The sequence below is a fragment of the Methanomassiliicoccaceae archaeon DOK genome (assembly GCA_009911715.1).
Lineage (GTDB): Archaea > Thermoplasmatota > Thermoplasmata > Methanomassiliicoccales > Methanomethylophilaceae > Methanoprimaticola.
In genome coordinates this window covers 1,362,730-1,380,526 of record CP047880.1, presented here as the reverse complement: position 1 = coordinate 1,380,526, position 17,797 = coordinate 1,362,730, and the positions used below count along the sequence as shown (strand labels likewise).

General features: G+C 60.2%; 16 protein-coding genes. 7 read left to right on the top strand and 9 right to left on the bottom strand.

Translation table 11 applies throughout. The annotated features are described in order from the left end of the window. Positions 1 to 18 precede the first annotated feature (18 nt). The 5 genes from JS82_06890 to JS82_06870 form a co-directional block, all read right to left on the bottom strand. Positions 19 to 180: a hypothetical protein gene (locus tag JS82_06890; protein QHK17848.1), complete on the bottom strand. Its 162-nt coding sequence runs from the start codon at positions 178 to 180 to the stop codon at positions 19 to 21. Positions 181 to 283: 103 nt separating this feature from the next. Continuing rightward, entirely contained in the window at positions 284 to 508 is a 225-nt protein-coding gene (locus JS82_06885; protein ID QHK17847.1) for a hypothetical protein, read from the bottom strand. A 3-nt stretch (positions 509 to 511) separates the two neighbouring features. Continuing rightward, the gene (locus JS82_06880) at positions 512 to 1,066 is read right to left on the bottom strand and encodes a hypothetical protein (GenBank protein ID QHK17846.1); all 555 of its coding nucleotides are present in this window, start codon (positions 1,064 to 1,066) and stop codon (positions 512 to 514) included. A gap of 153 nt (positions 1,067 to 1,219) precedes the next feature. Next, positions 1,220 to 3,928, bottom strand: a complete 2,709-nt coding sequence (locus JS82_06875; protein QHK17845.1) for an MMPL family transporter — start codon at positions 3,926 to 3,928, stop codon at positions 1,220 to 1,222. A gap of 240 nt (positions 3,929 to 4,168) precedes the next feature. Then, a complete protein-coding gene (locus JS82_06870; protein ID QHK17844.1) occupies positions 4,169 to 4,990 on the bottom strand; it encodes a hypothetical protein in 822 nt (273 codons plus the stop codon). A 112-nt stretch (positions 4,991 to 5,102) separates the two neighbouring features. Between JS82_06870 and JS82_06865 the strand changes: the two genes are divergently transcribed. Then, on the top strand, positions 5,103 to 7,712 hold the full coding sequence (locus tag JS82_06865; GenBank protein ID QHK17843.1) for a valine--tRNA ligase: 2,610 nt from the start codon (positions 5,103 to 5,105) through the stop codon (positions 7,710 to 7,712). Between the two features lie 222 nt (positions 7,713 to 7,934). After that, positions 7,935 to 8,108 (top strand): hypothetical protein, encoded by a 174-nt coding sequence (locus JS82_06860; GenBank protein QHK17842.1) that lies wholly within the window; start codon positions 7,935 to 7,937, stop codon positions 8,106 to 8,108. 278 nt (positions 8,109 to 8,386) lie between these two features. Here the strand turns inward: JS82_06860 and JS82_06855 are convergent, their stop codons facing one another. From JS82_06855 to JS82_06840, 4 genes are all read right to left on the bottom strand, one after another. Beyond that, positions 8,387 to 8,581 carry a hypothetical protein gene (locus tag JS82_06855; GenBank protein QHK17841.1) on the bottom strand — a complete coding sequence of 65 codons (195 nt, stop codon included), beginning with the start codon at positions 8,579 to 8,581 and terminating at the stop codon, positions 8,387 to 8,389. Positions 8,582 to 9,230: 649 nt separating this feature from the next. Continuing rightward, complete coding sequence (locus JS82_06850; protein ID QHK17840.1) at positions 9,231 to 10,454, bottom strand: isocitrate/isopropylmalate dehydrogenase family protein; 1,224 nt, start codon at positions 10,452 to 10,454, stop codon at positions 9,231 to 9,233. 31 nt (positions 10,455 to 10,485) lie between these two features. Continuing rightward, positions 10,486 to 11,280: a hypothetical protein gene (locus tag JS82_06845; protein QHK17839.1), complete on the bottom strand. Its 795-nt coding sequence runs from the start codon at positions 11,278 to 11,280 to the stop codon at positions 10,486 to 10,488. Positions 11,281 to 11,367: 87 nt separating this feature from the next. Then, positions 11,368 to 12,330: a LysR family transcriptional regulator gene (locus tag JS82_06840; protein QHK17838.1), complete on the bottom strand. Its 963-nt coding sequence runs from the start codon at positions 12,328 to 12,330 to the stop codon at positions 11,368 to 11,370. A 126-nt stretch (positions 12,331 to 12,456) separates the two neighbouring features. On the opposite strand from JS82_06840, the gene JS82_06835 reads away from it, so the two are divergent. From JS82_06835 to JS82_06815, 5 genes are all read left to right on the top strand, one after another. Continuing rightward, a complete protein-coding gene (locus tag JS82_06835) occupies positions 12,457 to 13,068 on the top strand; it encodes a hypothetical protein (GenBank protein ID QHK17837.1) in 612 nt (203 codons plus the stop codon). Positions 13,069 to 13,217: 149 nt separating this feature from the next. Continuing rightward, positions 13,218 to 15,248 carry a DNA topoisomerase VI subunit B gene (locus JS82_06830; GenBank protein ID QHK17836.1) on the top strand — a complete coding sequence of 677 codons (2,031 nt, stop codon included), beginning with the start codon at positions 13,218 to 13,220 and terminating at the stop codon, positions 15,246 to 15,248. Further along, complete coding sequence (locus JS82_06825; protein QHK17835.1) at positions 15,235 to 16,332, top strand: DNA topoisomerase IV subunit A; 1,098 nt, start codon at positions 15,235 to 15,237, stop codon at positions 16,330 to 16,332. Before JS82_06830 ends, JS82_06825 begins: the two co-directional genes overlap by 14 nt. A gap of 510 nt (positions 16,333 to 16,842) precedes the next feature. After that, positions 16,843 to 16,980: a hypothetical protein gene (locus JS82_06820; protein ID QHK17834.1), complete on the top strand. Its 138-nt coding sequence runs from the start codon at positions 16,843 to 16,845 to the stop codon at positions 16,978 to 16,980. A gap of 44 nt (positions 16,981 to 17,024) precedes the next feature. Then, positions 17,025 to 17,792, top strand: a complete 768-nt coding sequence (locus JS82_06815; protein ID QHK17833.1) for an epoxyqueuosine reductase — start codon at positions 17,025 to 17,027, stop codon at positions 17,790 to 17,792. Positions 17,793 to 17,797: the final 5 nt, after the last annotated feature.

Genomic DNA, 17,797 nt, shown 5'->3' with positions numbered 1-17,797 from the left:
CCGGAGGATTCCATCGCTCTACATCGAGTTGAGCGTCCTGTACAGAGTGGTCTGCGACGCGCCGGTCTCCTGCAGCATCTGCTTCGGCGTCATCGGACCGTTCCGGGAGATGAGCATCATTATCCTGAGCTTCAGCGGATTCCCGACGCAGTCATGGATCTCCGCCAGTTCCAGAGTCATGGCGGAGCGTTCGTCACGCGCTTATATGAATGTTTCCAAAATGGTAACGTTTCTTTTGAGGGAATGTTTCTGGAAAGGGAATTGGGCGGGGATGGCCCCGCCGTCAGATTGCGCTCACGTTGAGCAGCGCGGCCCTGGTGTCGGCCCTGCCGAGGATCGAGCCATAGATCTTGGTGCTGGAGATGGTCGCCTTCACCAGTTCCGGGTCCACGTCCTCGTCTGCGTAGACCATGCCGACGACCTCGATGTCTCTCTTCTCACCGGTCTCCTTGAGTTTCTCAAGGTCCTTGCGTCTGAGTCTGACTATGCGGAAGTTAGTTAGTCCCATTGTTTATGCCTCCCTCTTCGTGCGATTGGGGGGTGTGGCGATGAAGGCGAGCGTGTGCAGATCCTGATCGGCGCTCTGGCGTACCTGAGCGGGACGGATGATGTCCAGGATCCTCCTGTACATGTCCTCCAGCTCCTCGGTCGTCGCGTACACCGGGACAGCGAAGAACCCCGACCCGTCGTTCTTGAGATCGATGTTCTGGTTCCTGGTGTAGTCTTCGAACGTTCTTAGGAGGTTGAACGCGAAGCTCATGAACAGCTTGAAGTAGATGTCACCGTTGTTGTTTGCCACCATCTCGTCGATCCTTCCTCTGAGCTCCTCGTTCAGCGAGTAGCACTTCTCGACCACGGCCCTGACCTTGGTCTCGGACACTGTGATGATGATACGGTTCTCCTCCATGCTCTTCAGCGCGCGGTACAGAGACGCCTGAGGTATCTTGGAGTCGTACGACAGCATCTGCTTGGGGGTCAACGGCCCATGCTCCTTGATCATGATCATGACCCTGGCCTTGAGCGGGTTGCCCAGACACTCCATGACGGACTCAAGCTCCACCACCATGTCAGGGTGATAATGTTATCCCATATATAACGTTATCAATCTGATAATGTTCTAAGTTGGAAACTATTATTACACGTAGGATGCAGCAGGCGGAAATCGATACGAAAAGGAAAGGTGAGGGGCCTCGAGCCCCTCTTTGAAAGGTTCCGGAGATCACTCGGACTTCTTCTGGTCCAGCTGCTCCCTCTCGGCCTTCGTCATGAGGAACCTGGGTCCCTTCCAGTTCCAGTCGCCGAGCAGGTGCATCACGGCCGGGACGATGTACGTCCTGACGATCAGCGCGTCGCACAGGATGGCGAAGCAGAGGGCGAACCCGAACTGCTGGAGCATGCCCATGGAGGACAGCATCAGGGTTCCGAACGCCCCTCCCATGATCAGTCCGCAGATGGTGATGACCGATCCGGAGTGGACCACCGCGTGGTGGATGGCCTCGTCGTTGGACATGCCGTGCGCCCTGACGTTCTCCTTGATCCTCGTCGTGAGCAGGATGTCGTAGTCCATTCCGAGTCCTAGACAGATCACAAGCAGGATGAGCGGAATCAGCCAGGTGACCTCGTCTCCGAAGATCAGGTGCGTGGCTGCCAGCGTCCAGCATATGCTCATCAGGATGGTCGCGACCGACCTGAGCGGGATGGTGTACGAGCGCATCACGAAGAACAGCAGGATGATGATCAGGATGACCACGAGGATCTCGATCTGCGTGAACTCGCCGGAGATGATCTCGGAGATGTCGTACATGACGACGGCGGTTCCAGTGACCCAGGTCGCTGTGACCCCAACCATGGATCCGGTGACATCGTTAACGACATTCTGCATGTATGCGATGGAATCCATGGATCTCTGAGACATGGCGGCTTCGTGGGTGGATGCGGATACTTTCACGTACGTGACGTTTCCGGTGCCAGTTTCCGAGTTGGCAAAGTCGCCTCCGATGTAGCCAAGGTTCGAGTTCACAATGTAATCGATGCTCGCACCGCCAGATGTCACAAGCATGAAAGTAGCGATAGGATCCTTCAGGAACTCGGGAATCGTGATATCGCTACCAGACATGGCGAGCATAGCCTCAAGGTTCGCGCGATATTCCTGAACCATGGCGGGGAACATGTTCTCTAATACAATTGCGACTGTCGCGTAAGCGTTCTGCTGAGCGTAATCAACGACTGCCTGTGCTGCGTTCAGATACGACAGGGCAGCCATGGGGTCAGTGGACGCTAAAGCGATTAGATCCGACATCGAGATGTCTACATTCTGTCCAGAAGCGGCAATCACGTCGCTCCATTCGTATGGAGTCAGGACGCTAGTAATGTTCTCGTCTTCCTGGAACTTGGACGACATCTCCTGGAGGGCTTGCTTCTGGTTATTCAGCCAGTTATCATTCCATGTCAGGGTGTATCCTGCTGGCTGACCTGTGATGTCGTACGCTATATCGACGGTGGCAACGGGCTCGTCGTACTCGAGGAGCACGTAGTTGGGGTAGATCATGCCCTGGTCGGCGTACTCCCCGATGAGGTCCATTCCCTTCTCCGAGTCCCCGGTCATCAGGGAGCTCGTCATGTCGTACGATGTGTCCGATTCGAGTGCGACGTACGCCGCCGGGACGGTGACGAGCACCGCGACGATGGCGATCGCCTTGGCGTGTTTCAGTGTGAACTTGGATGAGATGTCGAAGTACTTGTGGCCGACCCTGGAGCTCCAGGCGAACCAGCCCCTGGTGGCCTTGCCGCCCTCCTCGTACTCCTTCATCTTGGTGGGCCAGAAGATCCTGTCCCCGACGACCTCGAGGAGCGAGGGTATGAACGTGAGCGCGGCCAGCAGGGCGATGATGATGCCCAGGGCGAGACAGATTCCCATGGTGGAGATCATGCTGAACGAGCAGATCGACATGGCTCCGAACCCGATGATGACGGAGGCTCCGGAGATGGTGATGGACTCCCCGGCCCACTTGATGGCGCTGTGGAGTGCCGCGTGGTGGTCCTTGCCGTCGCGCCTCTCCTCCCTGTAACGGGCCAGGATGAAGATGCAGTAGTCGCATCCGGCACCCATCATGGAGACGAGCAGCATGATCTCGGTGATGAAGAAGATGTCCATGAAGTACATCAGGCCGTAAATCAGACCCATGGTGACGGCGAACGCCACACCCATGGTCACGGGCGGCATGGCCGACGTGATGAAGGACCTGAAGAACAGTCCGACCAGGATGAGGATCATGAGGACGGTGAAGATGTCGATGTGGGAGATGTCCTCCATGGCACCGTTCTCCATGTCGTAGGACACGGCGGGGTTGCCTGTGAGGTAGGTCGAGAGGGTGAACTCGGTGTTGTTCTCAGTCTCGTAGTCGGCGAGCGCGGCTGCGATCTGGTCCCTCAGGACGGGGGTGTCGTCGATAACGTTGCCTGTCCAGTCGCTGCTGTAGGAGAGCGAGAGGACCAGGATCCCGGGGACGATGGTCTCTTCGCCCGTCTCCGGATCGTTCGTGACGCCGGTGTCCATCATCGCGCTGATGGACGATATCTTTTCGTGGATCGTTCCGTCCTCGTCGGTGTAGACGAAGAACTCGCCCCGCTTCTCCTGGAGAGCGGAGACTATCGCGAGGGCCTGGTCGTGCTCCTCCGCGTCATCATACCCGACAACCAGCATCGGCAATGCCGAGGCGTCGGCGTCCGACGAGGGGAAGTAGGTCCCGATGATCTCGAGGCCCTTCATCGATTCCGATTCATCGATGCCCATCTCATTCATGTCGTAGCTCATGTTGCTGAAGGCGTTGATGGCCGGAACCGCGGCAACCAGGAGGATGACGATCCAGGCGACCAGGATGAGCTTGGCGTGTTTGATGATGGCATCGGCGAGTCTGTCGTATGCCATGAGCCAACGAACAACATGCTGTATAAAAAAGGTTCAAAAGAAGCAACATGATTGGCGGTCAAAATTTACAAGGTCCCGAAGGGACCTTAGAGGCGGATGACGGCCGTCGGATCTCGTAGGGATGTTTGACGGACGGTTCCCGTCAGGACCCGTTTCCGGGTTGCAGGCCATGGGAGCCGGAGGCGGACACGATCCATGTCGACAGCTGCGGAATGGGCTTTTTGGATAAGAGCCAGACCGTCAGTGCGAGAGCCTGAACTGCGCGATGTCCCTGGGTCCGAGGCTGCCCCTGTACTCGGCGAGGCTGTCCTTCCTGAGCACCCTGTCCGTGTCGGTGAGCACGTAGACCTGGGCGCTGGCGAACCCTGCCAGGGATGGGTCGATGAGCTTCACGGCCTTGTGCCTCCCCGGCTCGCGGGTGACCGTCCAGGCAGTGACGAAGTCGCCCTTCATCTCCTTGATCAGAACCATGCTGTTCTTCTGGCCGGTGTTGAGGATGGCGTCGTTCAGCCTGAAGACGTCGCCGATCCTGGGCTTGCTGTGCTTGGTCGGCGGCTTGTAGTATCCGAGCTCGTCCCTCTTGGGCATCTCCTGGGCGATAGGCTTCCTCTTCGGCTCGGCGGGCTTCCCCTGGGCGTCCAGCCACTTCTTAGCCTCGGCGTCTCCGGAGGCCGCCATGCGCCTCAGCGCCTCCACGGACTCGGGCATCTTGGCCGAGCGGATGAGCCACTTCCTGGCCTCGTCGGGGTCGGTCCTGAGAAGTGCCAGACCCAGTGCGTTCTGGGCCTTGATGTCCTCGTACTCGGCCTTCTTCCTGAGCTGCGCGATGGACGCCGCGTCCCCCGCCTTAGCCTTCTCGGCGGTCTGCTCGGGGGTGTCGGGCCTGCTTACGGGCGCGGTCTTCACAGGGGGCTTGGCGGGCTTCGGCGGTTCCTTAACGGTCCTCAGGACGCGCCTGGCGTCCTCGTTGGTCCTGGCCAGGGCCTTGAGCTGGTCGTACGCCTGGCGGTTGCCCTTGTCTATCTCCATGGTGAGCCTGATGATGTGAAGCGGTACGGCCATTTCGTCACCCCTGCGGAGGGCGCTATGCGGAACTCCGTTATAGCGTTGTCCTCGGAAACTCACGCGCGCGCATAAATTTTATAGTAATCCCGACTACGCAGTCCCGTTAGCCATGGCACAGTACGACTCTTCATCCATCGAGAAACGCTGGGAGGAGATGTGGAAGAAGGAGGAGATCTACCGCTTCGACCCCAAATCCGACAAGCCAGTCTTCAGCATCGACAACCCGCCGAGGTACACGTCCGGATCGCTCCACCTGGGGCACGCCACCGGGTACTCCCTCATCGACTTCGCGGCCCGCTACAAGAGGATGCGCGGGTACAACGTGTTCTTCCCCCTCTGCTTCGACGTCAACGGGACGCCGATCGAGGTCAAGGTCGAGAAGAAGCACGGCATCACGAAGCTGGACACGCCCAGGCAGGAGTACAGGAGGCTCTGCGAGGAGTACGCCAACGGGTTCATCGAGGAGATGACCCACCACTTCGAGATCCTGGGGGAGAGCATGGACCCCAGCATCTACTACCAGACCGACGCCCCCTACTACAGGAGGATCACCCAGCTCTCGTTCGTGGAGCTGTTCAACAGGGGCCTCGTCTACAAGGCGAACTTCCCCGTCAACTGGTGCCCTGGGTGCATGACCGCCCTCGCCGACGCGGAGGTCGAGTACAGGGACAACGTCAACAAGCTCAACTACATCAAGTTCCAGATCGAGGGCGAGGACGGATACGTCCTCATCGCCACCACCAGGCCGGAGCTGCTCTGCACATGCAAGGCGGTCGCCGTCCACCCGGACGACAAGGAGAAGGCCGGGCTCGTGGGCAAGACCCTCATCGCGCCCCTCTTCGGCAAGAGGGTCAAGGTCATCGCCGACCCCAAGGTCCAGATGGACTACGGTACCGGAACTGTCATGATATGCACCATCGGGGACAAGGACGACCTCGAGTGGGTCATGAAGTACCACTTCGAGATGGAGAAGGGCATCGACGAGCGCGGCAGGATGACCGAGCTCGCCGGGAAGTACGCCGGCATGCCCGTCCTCGAGGCCAGGGAGGCGGCGATCCAGGACCTGAAGGACCAGGGCATCCTCGTCAAGCAGGAGGACAACCCCCAGCAGGTCTCCATCTGCTGGAGGTGCCACACGCCCATCGAGTACCTGCAGGTCCCCCAGTGGTTCCTCAAGACCACCGACTTCAAGGACGTCATCCTGCAGAGGGCGAAGGAGATCAACTGGTTCCCCGAGTTCATGAGGATCAGGCTCGAGGACTGGACCAACTCCCTCGAGTGGGACTGGGTCCTGAGCAGGCAGAGGATCTTCGCCACGCCCATCCCCGTCTGGGAGTGCGAGAAGTGCGGCCACGCCGTCTGCGCCACCAAGGAGATGTGCTACTGCGACCCCACCCTCGACGCGCCCCCGGTCGACAAGTGCCCCGTGTGCGGAGGCAAGCTGGTCGGATGCACCGACGTCTTCGACACCTGGATGGACTCCTCCGGATCGTCTCTGTACAACACGTTCTGGGAGAGGGACCCCGAGCTCCACAAGAAGCTGTTCCCCATGTCCCTGAGGCCCCAGTCCCACGACATCATCAGGACCTGGGCGTTCTACTCCATCCTCAGGGCGGAGCAGATCGAGCATTCGATCCCCTGGGAGAACATCATGATCCACGGGTTCATCATGGCCCCCGACGGCACCCCCATGCACTCGTCCATCGGGAACGTCATCGACCCCATACCGATCCTCGAGAACTACGGCGCCGACGCGCTCAGGTACTACGCGGCCACCTGCTCCCTCGGAATCGACCACGCCTTCAGGGAGAAGGACGTCGTCCGCGGCAGGAAGCTGTGCAACAAGGTGTTCAACATCGGCCAGTTCGTCGGGAGGTTCTTCGAGAACGTGCCCGCCGACATGCCCCAGCTGAGGACCTCCGACAGGTGGATCCTCTCCAAGTACTCCAGGACCGTCAGGGCCGTCACAGACTACTTCGAGGTCTACCAGTTCGACAAGGCCATGAAGGAGGTCGAGGGATTCATCTGGCACGAGCTCGCCGACAACTACATCGAGATGGTCAAGGGAAGGAGCGACGACGCCGTCAGGTGGACCCTGTACACCGTGTTCCTCGGCAGCCTGAAGATGCTCGCCCCGTTCATGCCCCACGTGACCGAGGACGTCTACCAGGAGAGGTTCAAGGCCATCGACGGGAACAGGAGCATCCATCTCACATCATGGCCCGAGCCCGTCCTCGAGGACGAGGAGGCCGAGAGGGCAGGGGAGCTCCTGTCCGACGTCCTCGCCGCCGTCCGCGCCTGGAAATCCGAGAAGAAGGTCCCGCTCAACGCCGAGATGGCGATGATCGAGCTGGTCGGAGCCGACGCGGAGATGCTGGGGTCCACCAAGGACGACATCGCCGAGACCACGAAGGCCAAGGAGGTCGTCATCGCCCCCGAGGCACAGCTGACCGAGGAGGTCGTCGGGGTCAAGCCGGTCCATGCCAAGCTCGGACCCGCGTTCAAGGCCCAGGCCAAGGCCATCGTGTCCGCCGTCGCCGCCATGGCACCCGCGGACGCCGCCGCGGCTCTGGCTGACGGTGCGGTCGAGATCGACATCGACGGGGAGAAGGTCTCCGTCGGAGCCGAGTTCTTCGAGCTGGACAAGCGCCTCATGCTGGACGGTAAGGCGGTCGAGACCATCCAGGTCGGAAACGTGCTGATCCTGATCGAGCTCTGATTAAACCCTAAAGCCGGCCGTAAGGCCGGCATTTCCCATTTCTACGGCCTCATCATTTCCGAGGCAACATGTCGACAACGGACAGTGCGGTGTCCTTGTGCTTGCTCATGTCATTTCCGACGTCTTAGTTCGAATAACATACATAACAGAGATTACAAATTATAGTTATTATATCAGCAGCTCCCTCTCTTAATCGGGCTTCGGTGCCCGGAGGTGATAGCGATGTGTTCCGAAGAGGAGAAGAAGCGGAGGAGTGATCTTTACGAGAAGTACAAGCCGTACATGTCCAAGCCCGGCGAGGGTGCCAGTCTGTTCGATGACTGGAACGAGCTGGCTCCGGACTTTCTTAATCAGTGCACTGTTCCGGACAGGAAGGATGACAGAAGGAAGAAGTGACGTCAGTCGGGTTTTCCGATGGGACGCCAGCTATGGGGCCGTGGCTGTTACGCGTCCAAAGCGATCGTTTCTAAACAATTATACAATCAAAAGGCGGGGAGCAGGTGTGTGCCTGTCCCTCGTCGGAGTTTTCAGTTGGTCGGGTTCTCGCGGGCGTTGTGTCTCGCCTCGCGCTCCGCTTTCTTCTCCTTCCTTTTCTCCTCTCTGTCGTGCTTGCTCTCATGCTTCTGCTCCTTCATGTGCATACTACATACCTCCTTGTCAGGTGAAGACGCTCGTTACGCCTTGTGCTCCTTCTTGGCTTCCTTCTCGGCGTGTCTCTTCTCCTTCTCCGCCTCATGCTCGGCGTGCTTCTTCTCGCGCTCCTCCTTTCTCTCTTCCCTCTTCGCCTCGCGCTCCTCGTGTCTCTTCTCGCGGGCCTCCTTCCTTTCCTCCTTCTTCTCCTCTCTTGTCTCTTTCTTCTCGTCGGTCATTTCAAACACCTCTTAGTGTCCGTGGATCCGTCGAGGTCTTCATCGGGCCTTTCCTTCCCGCAGACGCTTGGATGTGAAGTCTGCGGAATCGGTATTTACGGACTGCGGTTCCGCATTCGTACCGAATTATGGAAGCAGCGCAGAATATAAATCGAAGAAGAAATACTATATACTGAGTCTGTCAGCACTTCGTTTTTTTTATAACGATTTCAGTAAAAAATGACGGACATGATGATAATCGGAAGAATAAGGGAGGCCCGGCTTACGCCGGGCGATTGAGGGCATCAGGCCGCGTTGCGGGCGTTGTGTCTAGCCTCGCGTGCGGCTTTCTTCTCCTTTCTCCTGAGCTCCCTGTCGTGCTTCTTGCTTGTCTCTGCCATATCCATACACCTCTTTTCAGTGGTGTCTGTGTAGGGAGAGGTCAGATCGGTGATCCTCCTGCACAAGCACTGGGATGAGAATTCATCCTGGAGGTGTATATAATTATCGATAATAAGCGAACAATTGTACATTATTCGTGGAAATGATGAGATGGAGGCTGTGTGAAGGGTGCTGTTGCCGAACGTCTGTGCAACGTATCTTCGAGAACGGGAAATGTGTGATGGGGCCTCCCGTCAGAAACGCGACGGGAGACCCTCGGAGTTTGTTATCAGTTCTTCGCCTTGGCAATCGCCGCGTCGACGTATCCCTGCCAGGCCTGCTCGAGGTCGGGGCGCTGGATGGTGTCGAGGACGTACTGGGCGAACTCGTCGCCTGTGGCTCCGGTGGACCTTCCGGTCATGACCAGCTTCTTCTCGAACTGGGTACAGATGTCCAGGGCCATCTCGAGCTTCCTTCCCTTCTCGGACTCGCCGATGTGGTTCATCATGAGGGCGACGGCCTTGATCATGCTGCAGGGGTCGGCGTACTGGGCGCGTCCCTCGGTGACCATCCTGGGCGCGGAGCCGTGGATGGCCTCGAACATGGCGTACCTGTTTCCGATGTTGGCGGAACCGGCAGTTCCGACTCCTCCCTGGATCTGGGCGGCCTCGTCGGTGATGATGTCGCCGTACAGGTTGGGCAGGACGAAGACCTTGAAATCGCTCCTCCTGGCGGGGTCGATCAGCTTGGCTGTGGTGATGTCCACGAACCAGACGTCGTGCTTGACCTCGGGGTAGTCCTTAGCGATCTTGTCGGCCAGGTCGACGAACAGTCCGTCGGTGGTCTTGATGATGTTGGCCTTGACGATGATGGACACGTAGTTCTTGCCGGTCTTCTTGGCGTGCTCGAATCCGGCGCGGATGATCCTCTCGGTACCCTGGTGGGTGGCCACGCAGAAGTCCATCGCCAGGTCGTCGGACACGAAGAAACCGTCGCTTCCCAGGGCGTAGGATCCCTCGGTGTTCTCCCTGAAGAAGGTCCAGTCGATGCCGAGCTCGGGGACGGACACGGGCCTGACGTTGGCGAACAGGTCCAGCTCCTTCCTCATCGCGACGTTGGCCGACTCGATGTTCGGCCAGGGGTCGCCCTTGGCGGGGGTCGTGGTGGGTCCCTTGAGGATGACGTGACATTTCTTGAGCTCCTCGAGGGTGTCGTCGGGGATGGCCTTCATGACCTCGGCCCTCCTCTCGATAGTCAGGCCGTCGATCTGCCTGATCTCGACCTTCCCGGCGGCGATCTTGTCCGCCAGGAGGAACTCCATGACCTTCTGGGCCGAAGCGCAGATGTAGGGTCCGATCCCGTCTCCGCCGCAGACACCGATGATGAGCTTGTCCAGCTTGGAGTAGTCGATGGGGCCATCCTCGGCCTTCAGTTTCTCGACCCTCTCGAGCTGCTTTCTGACGAGTGCGCCGAATTTCTCCTGCGCGACCTGAATAGCTTTCTCGTCGACCATTTGTATCGTGGCGGGATATATCATCTTGTTATTAGGCTCTTCGCGACTTTTCGATCAGGACCGCGGTTATGTTGTCGGTGCTGCCGCGTTCATAGGCCGCATCAACGATGTCCTCAGCGCTCCCGGATGCCCTCAGGATGGAGCGGAAGTCCTCCGCCCCCATGTAACCGAACGCACCGTCGGAGCAAAGGACCAGCCTGTCCCAATCGTCCCCGAGGTCGTCGAACACGGTGCGGCGGGCCTCGCCCAGGCCCATGCAGAAGTCCATCACGTTGCTCCGCGAGTGGGTGTTCATCTCGTCCTCCGTGATCATCCCGGCTCTGAACAGGTCCTCCACGGGGGACTGGTCCCTGGTGCGCCACACCCCTCTCCCAGAGACGCGGTAGCATCTGCTGTCTCCCAGGTGGGCGGAGACCCAGCTGCCGCCAATCGACATCACCGCCGACAGCGTGGTCCCGCTGCCGCTGTGGCGGATGCCGAGCCACGCGTCGGATGCGATGATCGCCGTCTCCAGGGAACCGTTCGGGTCGTCCTCGGACGGTCCGTCAGTCATGAACCATCTGATCAGGTCCTCCACCACGGTCCTGCTCGCGGCGGCGCCGTCCCGCATCCCGCCGAGTCCGTCGCAGACCAGGGCAAGCATCATTTCGGGACGGTTCTCCGCGGAGGACCGGAGCACATCGCCGCCGATGCAGGATTCGATCCGTCCGTCGCTGACAACCGACCAGGCGTAGAAGTCCTGGTTCTCATCCCGTCTGCCCTTCGCGGTCGCCCCGCTGATGGCGTATGTGTTCCCAGAGATCCCGAACCTCATCAGACTTGTCATCGGATAGACACTAATATATTGGTCTTTGATAACGTTTACGCCATTTAGTGTGGACAAGCCACCGTCATCCTCGGCTCTTCAATCGGCTCACAGGTCCTTCCCGTCGGTTCCCGGGATGTCCCCCGGAAGCGTGCGGGCGCGGAAGGCCTCACCCATCCCGGCCAGGAAGTTGTCCACCATGTCGTCCCGCAGAGGAAGGTACCCGAGGAACCTGCGAACCGCCGCGGAGATCGTCTCGTGGTCGCGCATGGCGATCCCGATGTCCCTGTAAGCCGGGACGTCCAGCGGGCGGATCTCTACGTCGAACGGGTTCCTCCTGAGTATCAGATCAGAGAGGATGGTGACGCCGTATCCCGCCTCGACGACGGCCAGGACCGTGTTGTCGTCCCACGTCTTGAAGCGGACGTTGGGCTGGAGGCCGTGCTGCTTCAGGAGCTCGCCGGCGTCCGACCTGGACTTCTTCTCGACGAGGATGAAGTCCTCCCTGCAGAGATCCTCGATCGGGACGACGTCGAGCTCCGCCAGCGGATGTCCATTGGGGAGGACCGCCATCAGCGGATCGCGTGAGAGGAACGTCGTGTCCAGGTTGCGGACGGTCGGGATGCGGAGGAAGCCGAAGTCCACCCTGCCCTCGACGATCCAGTTCTCGATCTCCGCGTAGTCGCCGAGGAGCACCTCGTACTTCACGTCGGGGTAGTCCGTCAGGAACCTCCCGAATATCCTCGGTAGCCAGTGCGTGGCGACGCTCGACAGGCTGCCGATCCTTATGATCCCGGAGTGGATGCCGTTGATCTCGTCCACGCTGGACTGCAGCCGGTCGTACGAGTCGCAGAGCGCCCTGGCCTCCGGCAGCAGCCTGGCGCCGTCCGGGGTCAGGCGTATCCCCGTCCTGCCGCGCTCCAGAAGAATCACGCCCCACTCCTTCTCGAGGTCGCCTATCATGCGGCTGATGCCGGACTGGGAGCAGGACAGGGCCTCGGCCGCCTTGGTGAAACTTCCAAGGTCGACGGTCTTCACGAAAGCCTGGAACTTCTGGATGTTGGTGTCCATTATAAGGAGTGTAACGTGCGGACAGCGGATTTATCACTTTCGTGGAATCCGGTTTCCGAATGCTTCGCCAGCACCCGGCAATCGGTCTCCGCAGTTTGGTTATAGTCAGGAGCCCATGGCCCGTGCATGCCCAAGAACCAGCCGGACTACCAGGTCAGGAAGTTCGACCTGACCAAGAAGCGCGACCTAGACACACTCTCAGAACTGGCGGGTGACAGCGTGGAGGCCAACCTGGCGGTGGGCACGGGGTACTTCAGGATCAAGAGGTACCGGGACGCCCTGCCGCATCTGGAGTACGCCGCCTCGCTGGGCTCGTCCGACGCCAAGGCACATCTCGCCGAGATGTACTACTACGGTTTCGGGGTCGACGAGGACAAAGGGGAGGCGCTCAGGCTCAACGTCGAGGCCGCGGAGGACGGGAACCTGTACTCCACGTACACCCTCGGCATGATGTACCTAAGAGGGGTCGCCACCGAGGCGGATCCGGAGAAGGCGCTGGAGCTCATCCGGGGGGCGGCGGCGAGGAAGTACCCGCAGGCCCTGAACGCCCTCGGCACGTTCTACATGACCGGCACATGCGTGGAGAGGGACCTGGCGGAGGCGGAGAGGCTCTTCGTCGAGGCCATGGGCCTCGGCGACAGGCGCGCCTCATCCAACCTGGAGACCCTCAGGGGCCTGAAGGAGGGCGACGTCGTGGAGACGATGGTCCTCCCGAAGGGCAGGATGCCCAGACGCTGACGGGGTCGACATCTGACATCTGGCACATGCCCTCGGACAGGCCGGTTCCGCGTCGAGGAACGCCGTGGTCCCCCGTCCGCGGAGCGGCCCTCCGGAACCGTGCGCCAACCAGCCATCCTTAAATGCGATTCCCCCATATCGAGGGTCGGATGCCCTCGGAAGAAGTTTCTAACGGAGACGCCGCTCCCAAGAAGAAGACGGCGACGGCTGTGAAGCTGGCCAGCAAGCAGCAGGAGATCTCGGTCACCGAGTTCTTCGAGAAGAACAAGCAGATCCTCGGGTTCGACTCCCGCTCCAAGTCCCTGCTCATGGGCATCAAGGAGGCGGTGGACAACTCCCTGGACGCCTGCGAGGAGGCGGGGTTCCTGCCCGACATCCAGGTCGTCATAGAGCGGCTCAACGACGAGGACTACAGGATATCCATCGAGGACAACGGTCCCGGGATCGTCCACAAGATGATGCCCAACGTGTTCGGGCGCCTGCTCTACGGGTCCAGGTTCCACGCCCTCAGGCAGTCCAGGGGACAGCAGGGTATCGGGATATCCGCGACCGTGATGTACGGCAACATCACCACCGGCAAGCCGGCCCACGTCATCTCCAAGATCGAGGGCGACGACGAGGTCGCCTGGGGCATGGACATCGTCATCGACACCAAGACGAACCGCCCCATCGTGACCAACGACAAGGCGTTCACGTGGGAGGGCAAGGAGCACGGGACCAAGATCGAGTACACGATCAAGGGCAGGTACATCACCGGGAAGCAGTCCGTGTTCGAGTACCTGAAGGACACGGCCATCGTGAACCCCCACGCCGAGATAACTTTCCACGACCCCGACGGCACCAAGTACGTTTTCGAGAGGGCCACGGACATCATGCCCCCGAGGCCGAAGGAGATCAAGCCCCATCCCGAGGGCATGGAGATCGGGGACCTCCTCAAGTACGCCTCGAATTCCGCGCAGAAGTCCGTCAGGGCGTTCCTCAAGAACGACTTCTCGAGGATCACCGACAGGCTCGCCACCGAGATCCTGGAGAAGTCCAAGGTGGACGGCGACAAGAAGCCGGAGAAGATCACCAGGGAGGACGCCATAGCGATGCTGGCCGCCATCAAGACGGTCAAGATCATGGCCCCTCCGACGGACTGCCTGTCGCCGATCGGGGACACCCTGATCAAGAAGGGTCTGATGCACGTGCTGGACGGGCTCAGGCCCGACTACTACGCCACGCCGGTCACCCGCTCCCCGAAGGCGGTCAACGGCAACCCGTTCATCGTCGAGGCCGGCATCGTCTACGGCGGGGACATCCCGTCCGACAGCCAGGTCCAGATCCTCAGGTTCGCCAACCGCGTCCCGCTGCTTTACCAGCAGGGCGCATGCGCCATCACGAAGGCCATCTCCGAGATGGACTGGAGGAGGTACGGGCTGGAGCAGAGGGGAGGCAAGGGCATCCCCTTCGGACCCGCGATCATCCTGGTCCACGTGGCGTCGACAAAGGTCCCGTTCACCTCCGAGGGCAAGGAGGCGATCGCGTCCTTCCCCGAGCTGCAGAGCGAGATCGGCCTCGCGCTGAGGCTCTGCGCCAGGAACCTCAAGAGCCACCTCAACAAGCTGGAGAGGAAGAAGAAGACCCACGCGAAGTTCGAGATCGTCCAGGAGATCCTCCCGGACATGGCCCAGAAGGCGGCGGCGCACCTCAACAGGCCGGTCCCCAACCTGGACATGACGATCACCAGGATCATGAACGTGGTCTGGGTCGAGCCCTCGGTCAAGAAGCTCGACAAGAAGACCCGCGAGGTCACGTACACGGTTTACAACTACACCAACCTCCCGCGCAGCTTCAGACTCCACGCCCAGCTGCCCAAGGAGGCCGTCAACCTGACCCTGTTCGCCAATCCGATGTTCATCGACATGAACGACGAGGGCAAGGCGAACTGGGAGGTGACCGACCTGCAGCCGTCGAAGCACATCGACGTGGTCTTCGAGCTGAAGGGCGACATGGCGGACACCTTCGACGCCGAGGACATCTACTTCTCCGGGCTCAACCCGGCGATGGTCATGGGCGCCGACATGCTCCCCGGCGACTGGGGAATCAAAGGCATGGAGATCATCCAGACCGACGAGGGCGACTACGTCGAGGACGAGGAGGAAGAGACGATGGAGGCTGAAGACCTTGACGACGAATGAGAACAGACAGCAGCTCGCCCAGGAGAGTCTCACCGGCGTGGTCGAGAGGATCTACGACCAGCTGGACGGCGGGCAGATCCCCACCATGGAGCTCCCCCTGAGGTCCAAGAGGAACATCGAGTTCGACCCGCAGCACAACGTCTGGAAGTACGGGGACCTCAAGACGTCCCGTTCCGCCAAGACGGTCAACGGGGCGGTCATGATGCTCAGGACCGTTTACACCGCGGACTTCATCAACGAGATGATCCGCGAGAACAAGTCGTCCACCCTGAGGGAGATGTACTACATCTCCGAGGGATGGAACAACGCCAAGTTCCACACCCAGGACGAGAGCAACCTGCTCGCGGAGGATCTGGAGACCATCACGCACTGCATGAGGGAGGACTTCAAGCTCCGTCCGGAGGAGTCCGGTGCCCACGTCTACGGCGACGTCAACTTCACGACCATGACGAAGAAGGGCATGAAGACGATGAACTGCGTTGACGACGTGTCCGAGGCGGGGTTCGCCGTCCCGTACAAGGTCGAGGAGGACACCTTCCAGATCGATCCCGGGAACGCGAAGTTCGTCATGGCAATCGAGACAGGAGGTATGTACGCCAGGCTGATCGAGAACGGGTTCCCCGAGAAGTACGACTGCGTGCTCGTGCACCTGTCCGGACAGCCCGCCAGGTCCACCAGGCGCCTCATCAAGAGGATGAACGAGGAGCACAACCTCCCAGTCACGGTCTTCACCGACGGCGACCCCTGGTCGTTCAGGATCTACGCGTCCGTCGCGTACGGCGCCATCAAGACCGCGCACATCTCCGAGTACCTCGCGACGCCCACCGCGCAGTTCATCGGCGTCACCGCGTCGGACATCCTGAACTACGACCTGCCGACCGACAAGCTCAACGACAAGGACGTCGGCGCACTCAACGCCGAGCTCTCCGACCCCAGGTTCACCGACGAGTTCTGGGTCAACGAGATCCAGGCGATGCTCGGCATGGGCAAGAAGTCTGAGCAGCAGGCGCTGGCGAAGTACGGTCTGGACTACGTCACGGACACGTACCTGCCGGAGAAGCTCACGGACATGGGCATACTCTGACTATGAACCCCCGCGGGCGTCCATGCCCGCGGGGACCTTCCTCGCCCCGGGATCCTGGTACGTCTTCTTCACAGTTGTTCATCATCGTTGAATATGATGTTTGAACCGTTACCGATTCCGTGTCGGTATAGAGGTCTGGAAGATCCCCCTTTTCTTGCAGTCCTCCTGTTTATGGAACGCGTCTGGCACATCATGGAACCGCATGGATTCTGTCCGCCAACTTGCATCTAAAAGTATAGCCAACTTGCATCGAATATTACCACCAATCTGCACCAAAATTATATCAATCAATAACGAAACGCGGGAATGTTAGACCTGTGTGTAGCATAGTGACAATCAGATCTTCCCTCATCCAGTATATCGTGTATTCCGTCAGAGGTTATTCGGCCTTCGAATCCGAGAGTCTGGCTATATAAGGCGGACGCGGTGGTCCATGTCTACGGCGGCAGGTGGGTGGCATTCGAGGTCAAGCTGGGCGGAGAGGACGCAATCTAGCAGGGGGCTGCCACGTTGAAGAGGCTGAGGGACAAGATAGATGCGGAGAGGATGAGGCCGCCGTCCGCCCTGGCTGTGATCACGGCCCTCGGATACGCCTACACAAGGCCGGACGGGGTCCACGTCATCCCCATTGGGTGCCTGAGAGACTGAGGCTGGCCGTCACCTTTATCACGGGCTCCTCTTTCGTGCCCGGCATGGATCTGGATGTGAGGGAGCTTCTGACGGACACTATCAAGAGGTACCTGGACAGGTACTGCGACGAGAACGGGTTCGACCCGGTCTGGGGGGACCCGCTGGTCGGGTTCGCCGACGCGAGGTCGCCGCTGTTCCAGGATCTCAGGACGGTCGTCCATCCGGACCACCTCATGCCGGAGGACATCCTGCCCGGGGCGACCATCGTCGTCTCGTACTACATCCCGTACGACAGGGATCTGGCGAAGGGGAACATCTCCGGGAACACCGCGTCCACCGAGTGGGCGTTCGCCTACGCCCTCACGACCAGCATCATCGACGACCTGGCGGACACGGTCGCCACGGACGTCAGGGCGCTGGACTTCGAGGCCGAGTTCCCCACGCCGGAGCAGTACGACCGCATCGAGGGGGACATCGTCAGCAGGTGGTCCCAGAGGCATGTGGCGTACATCGCGGGGCTGGGGGCCTTCGGCAAGAACAACATGCTCATCACCGACCGCGGCTGCTGCGGCAGGTTCTACTCCGTCGTCACGAACCTCGACGTGGAGCCGGACGCCCCGGTCGAGGGCGAGCGCTGCCTCTTCAAGATCGACGGGTCGTGCGGAGCCTGCATGAGGAAGTGCAGGAGCAAGGCCCTCACGCCCGGAGGGTACGACCGCTGGGCCTGCGACAGGTACGGCGACGCCTCCAGGGCGACCTACAACGGACTGTACGCGTGCGGGAAGTGCATCGTTGGCATGCCCTGCTCGTTCAGGGACCCTTCGGCGTGATATGC

Bases quoted from the DNA above. Each gene is read 5' to 3' on its own strand.
- JS82_06890 (QHK17848.1), bottom strand. From the start codon at position 180: ATGACTCTGGAACTGGCGGAGATCCATGACTGCGTCGGGAATCCGCTG.
- JS82_06885 (QHK17847.1), bottom strand. From the start codon at position 508: ATGGGACTAACTAACTTCCGCATAGTCAGACTCAGACGCAAGGACCTT.
- JS82_06880 (QHK17846.1), bottom strand. From the start codon at position 1,066: ATGGTGGTGGAGCTTGAGTCCGTCATGGAGTGTCTGGGCAACCCGCTC.
- JS82_06875 (QHK17845.1), bottom strand. From the start codon at position 3,928: ATGGCATACGACAGACTCGCCGATGCCATCATCAAACACGCCAAGCTC.
- JS82_06870 (QHK17844.1), bottom strand. From the start codon at position 4,990: ATGGCCGTACCGCTTCACATCATCAGGCTCACCATGGAGATAGACAAG.
- JS82_06865 (QHK17843.1), top strand. From the start codon at position 5,103: ATGGCACAGTACGACTCTTCATCCATCGAGAAACGCTGGGAGGAGATG.
- JS82_06860 (QHK17842.1), top strand. From the start codon at position 7,935: ATGTGTTCCGAAGAGGAGAAGAAGCGGAGGAGTGATCTTTACGAGAAG.
- JS82_06855 (QHK17841.1), bottom strand. From the start codon at position 8,581: ATGACCGACGAGAAGAAAGAGACAAGAGAGGAGAAGAAGGAGGAAAGG.
- JS82_06850 (QHK17840.1), bottom strand. From the start codon at position 10,454: ATGGTCGACGAGAAAGCTATTCAGGTCGCGCAGGAGAAATTCGGCGCA.
- JS82_06845 (QHK17839.1), bottom strand. From the start codon at position 11,280: ATGACAAGTCTGATGAGGTTCGGGATCTCTGGGAACACATACGCCATC.
- JS82_06840 (QHK17838.1), bottom strand. From the start codon at position 12,330: ATGGACACCAACATCCAGAAGTTCCAGGCTTTCGTGAAGACCGTCGAC.
- JS82_06835 (QHK17837.1), top strand. From the start codon at position 12,457: ATGCCCAAGAACCAGCCGGACTACCAGGTCAGGAAGTTCGACCTGACC.
- JS82_06830 (QHK17836.1), top strand. From the start codon at position 13,218: ATGCCCTCGGAAGAAGTTTCTAACGGAGACGCCGCTCCCAAGAAGAAG.
- JS82_06815 (QHK17833.1), top strand. From the start codon at position 17,025: ATGGATCTGGATGTGAGGGAGCTTCTGACGGACACTATCAAGAGGTAC.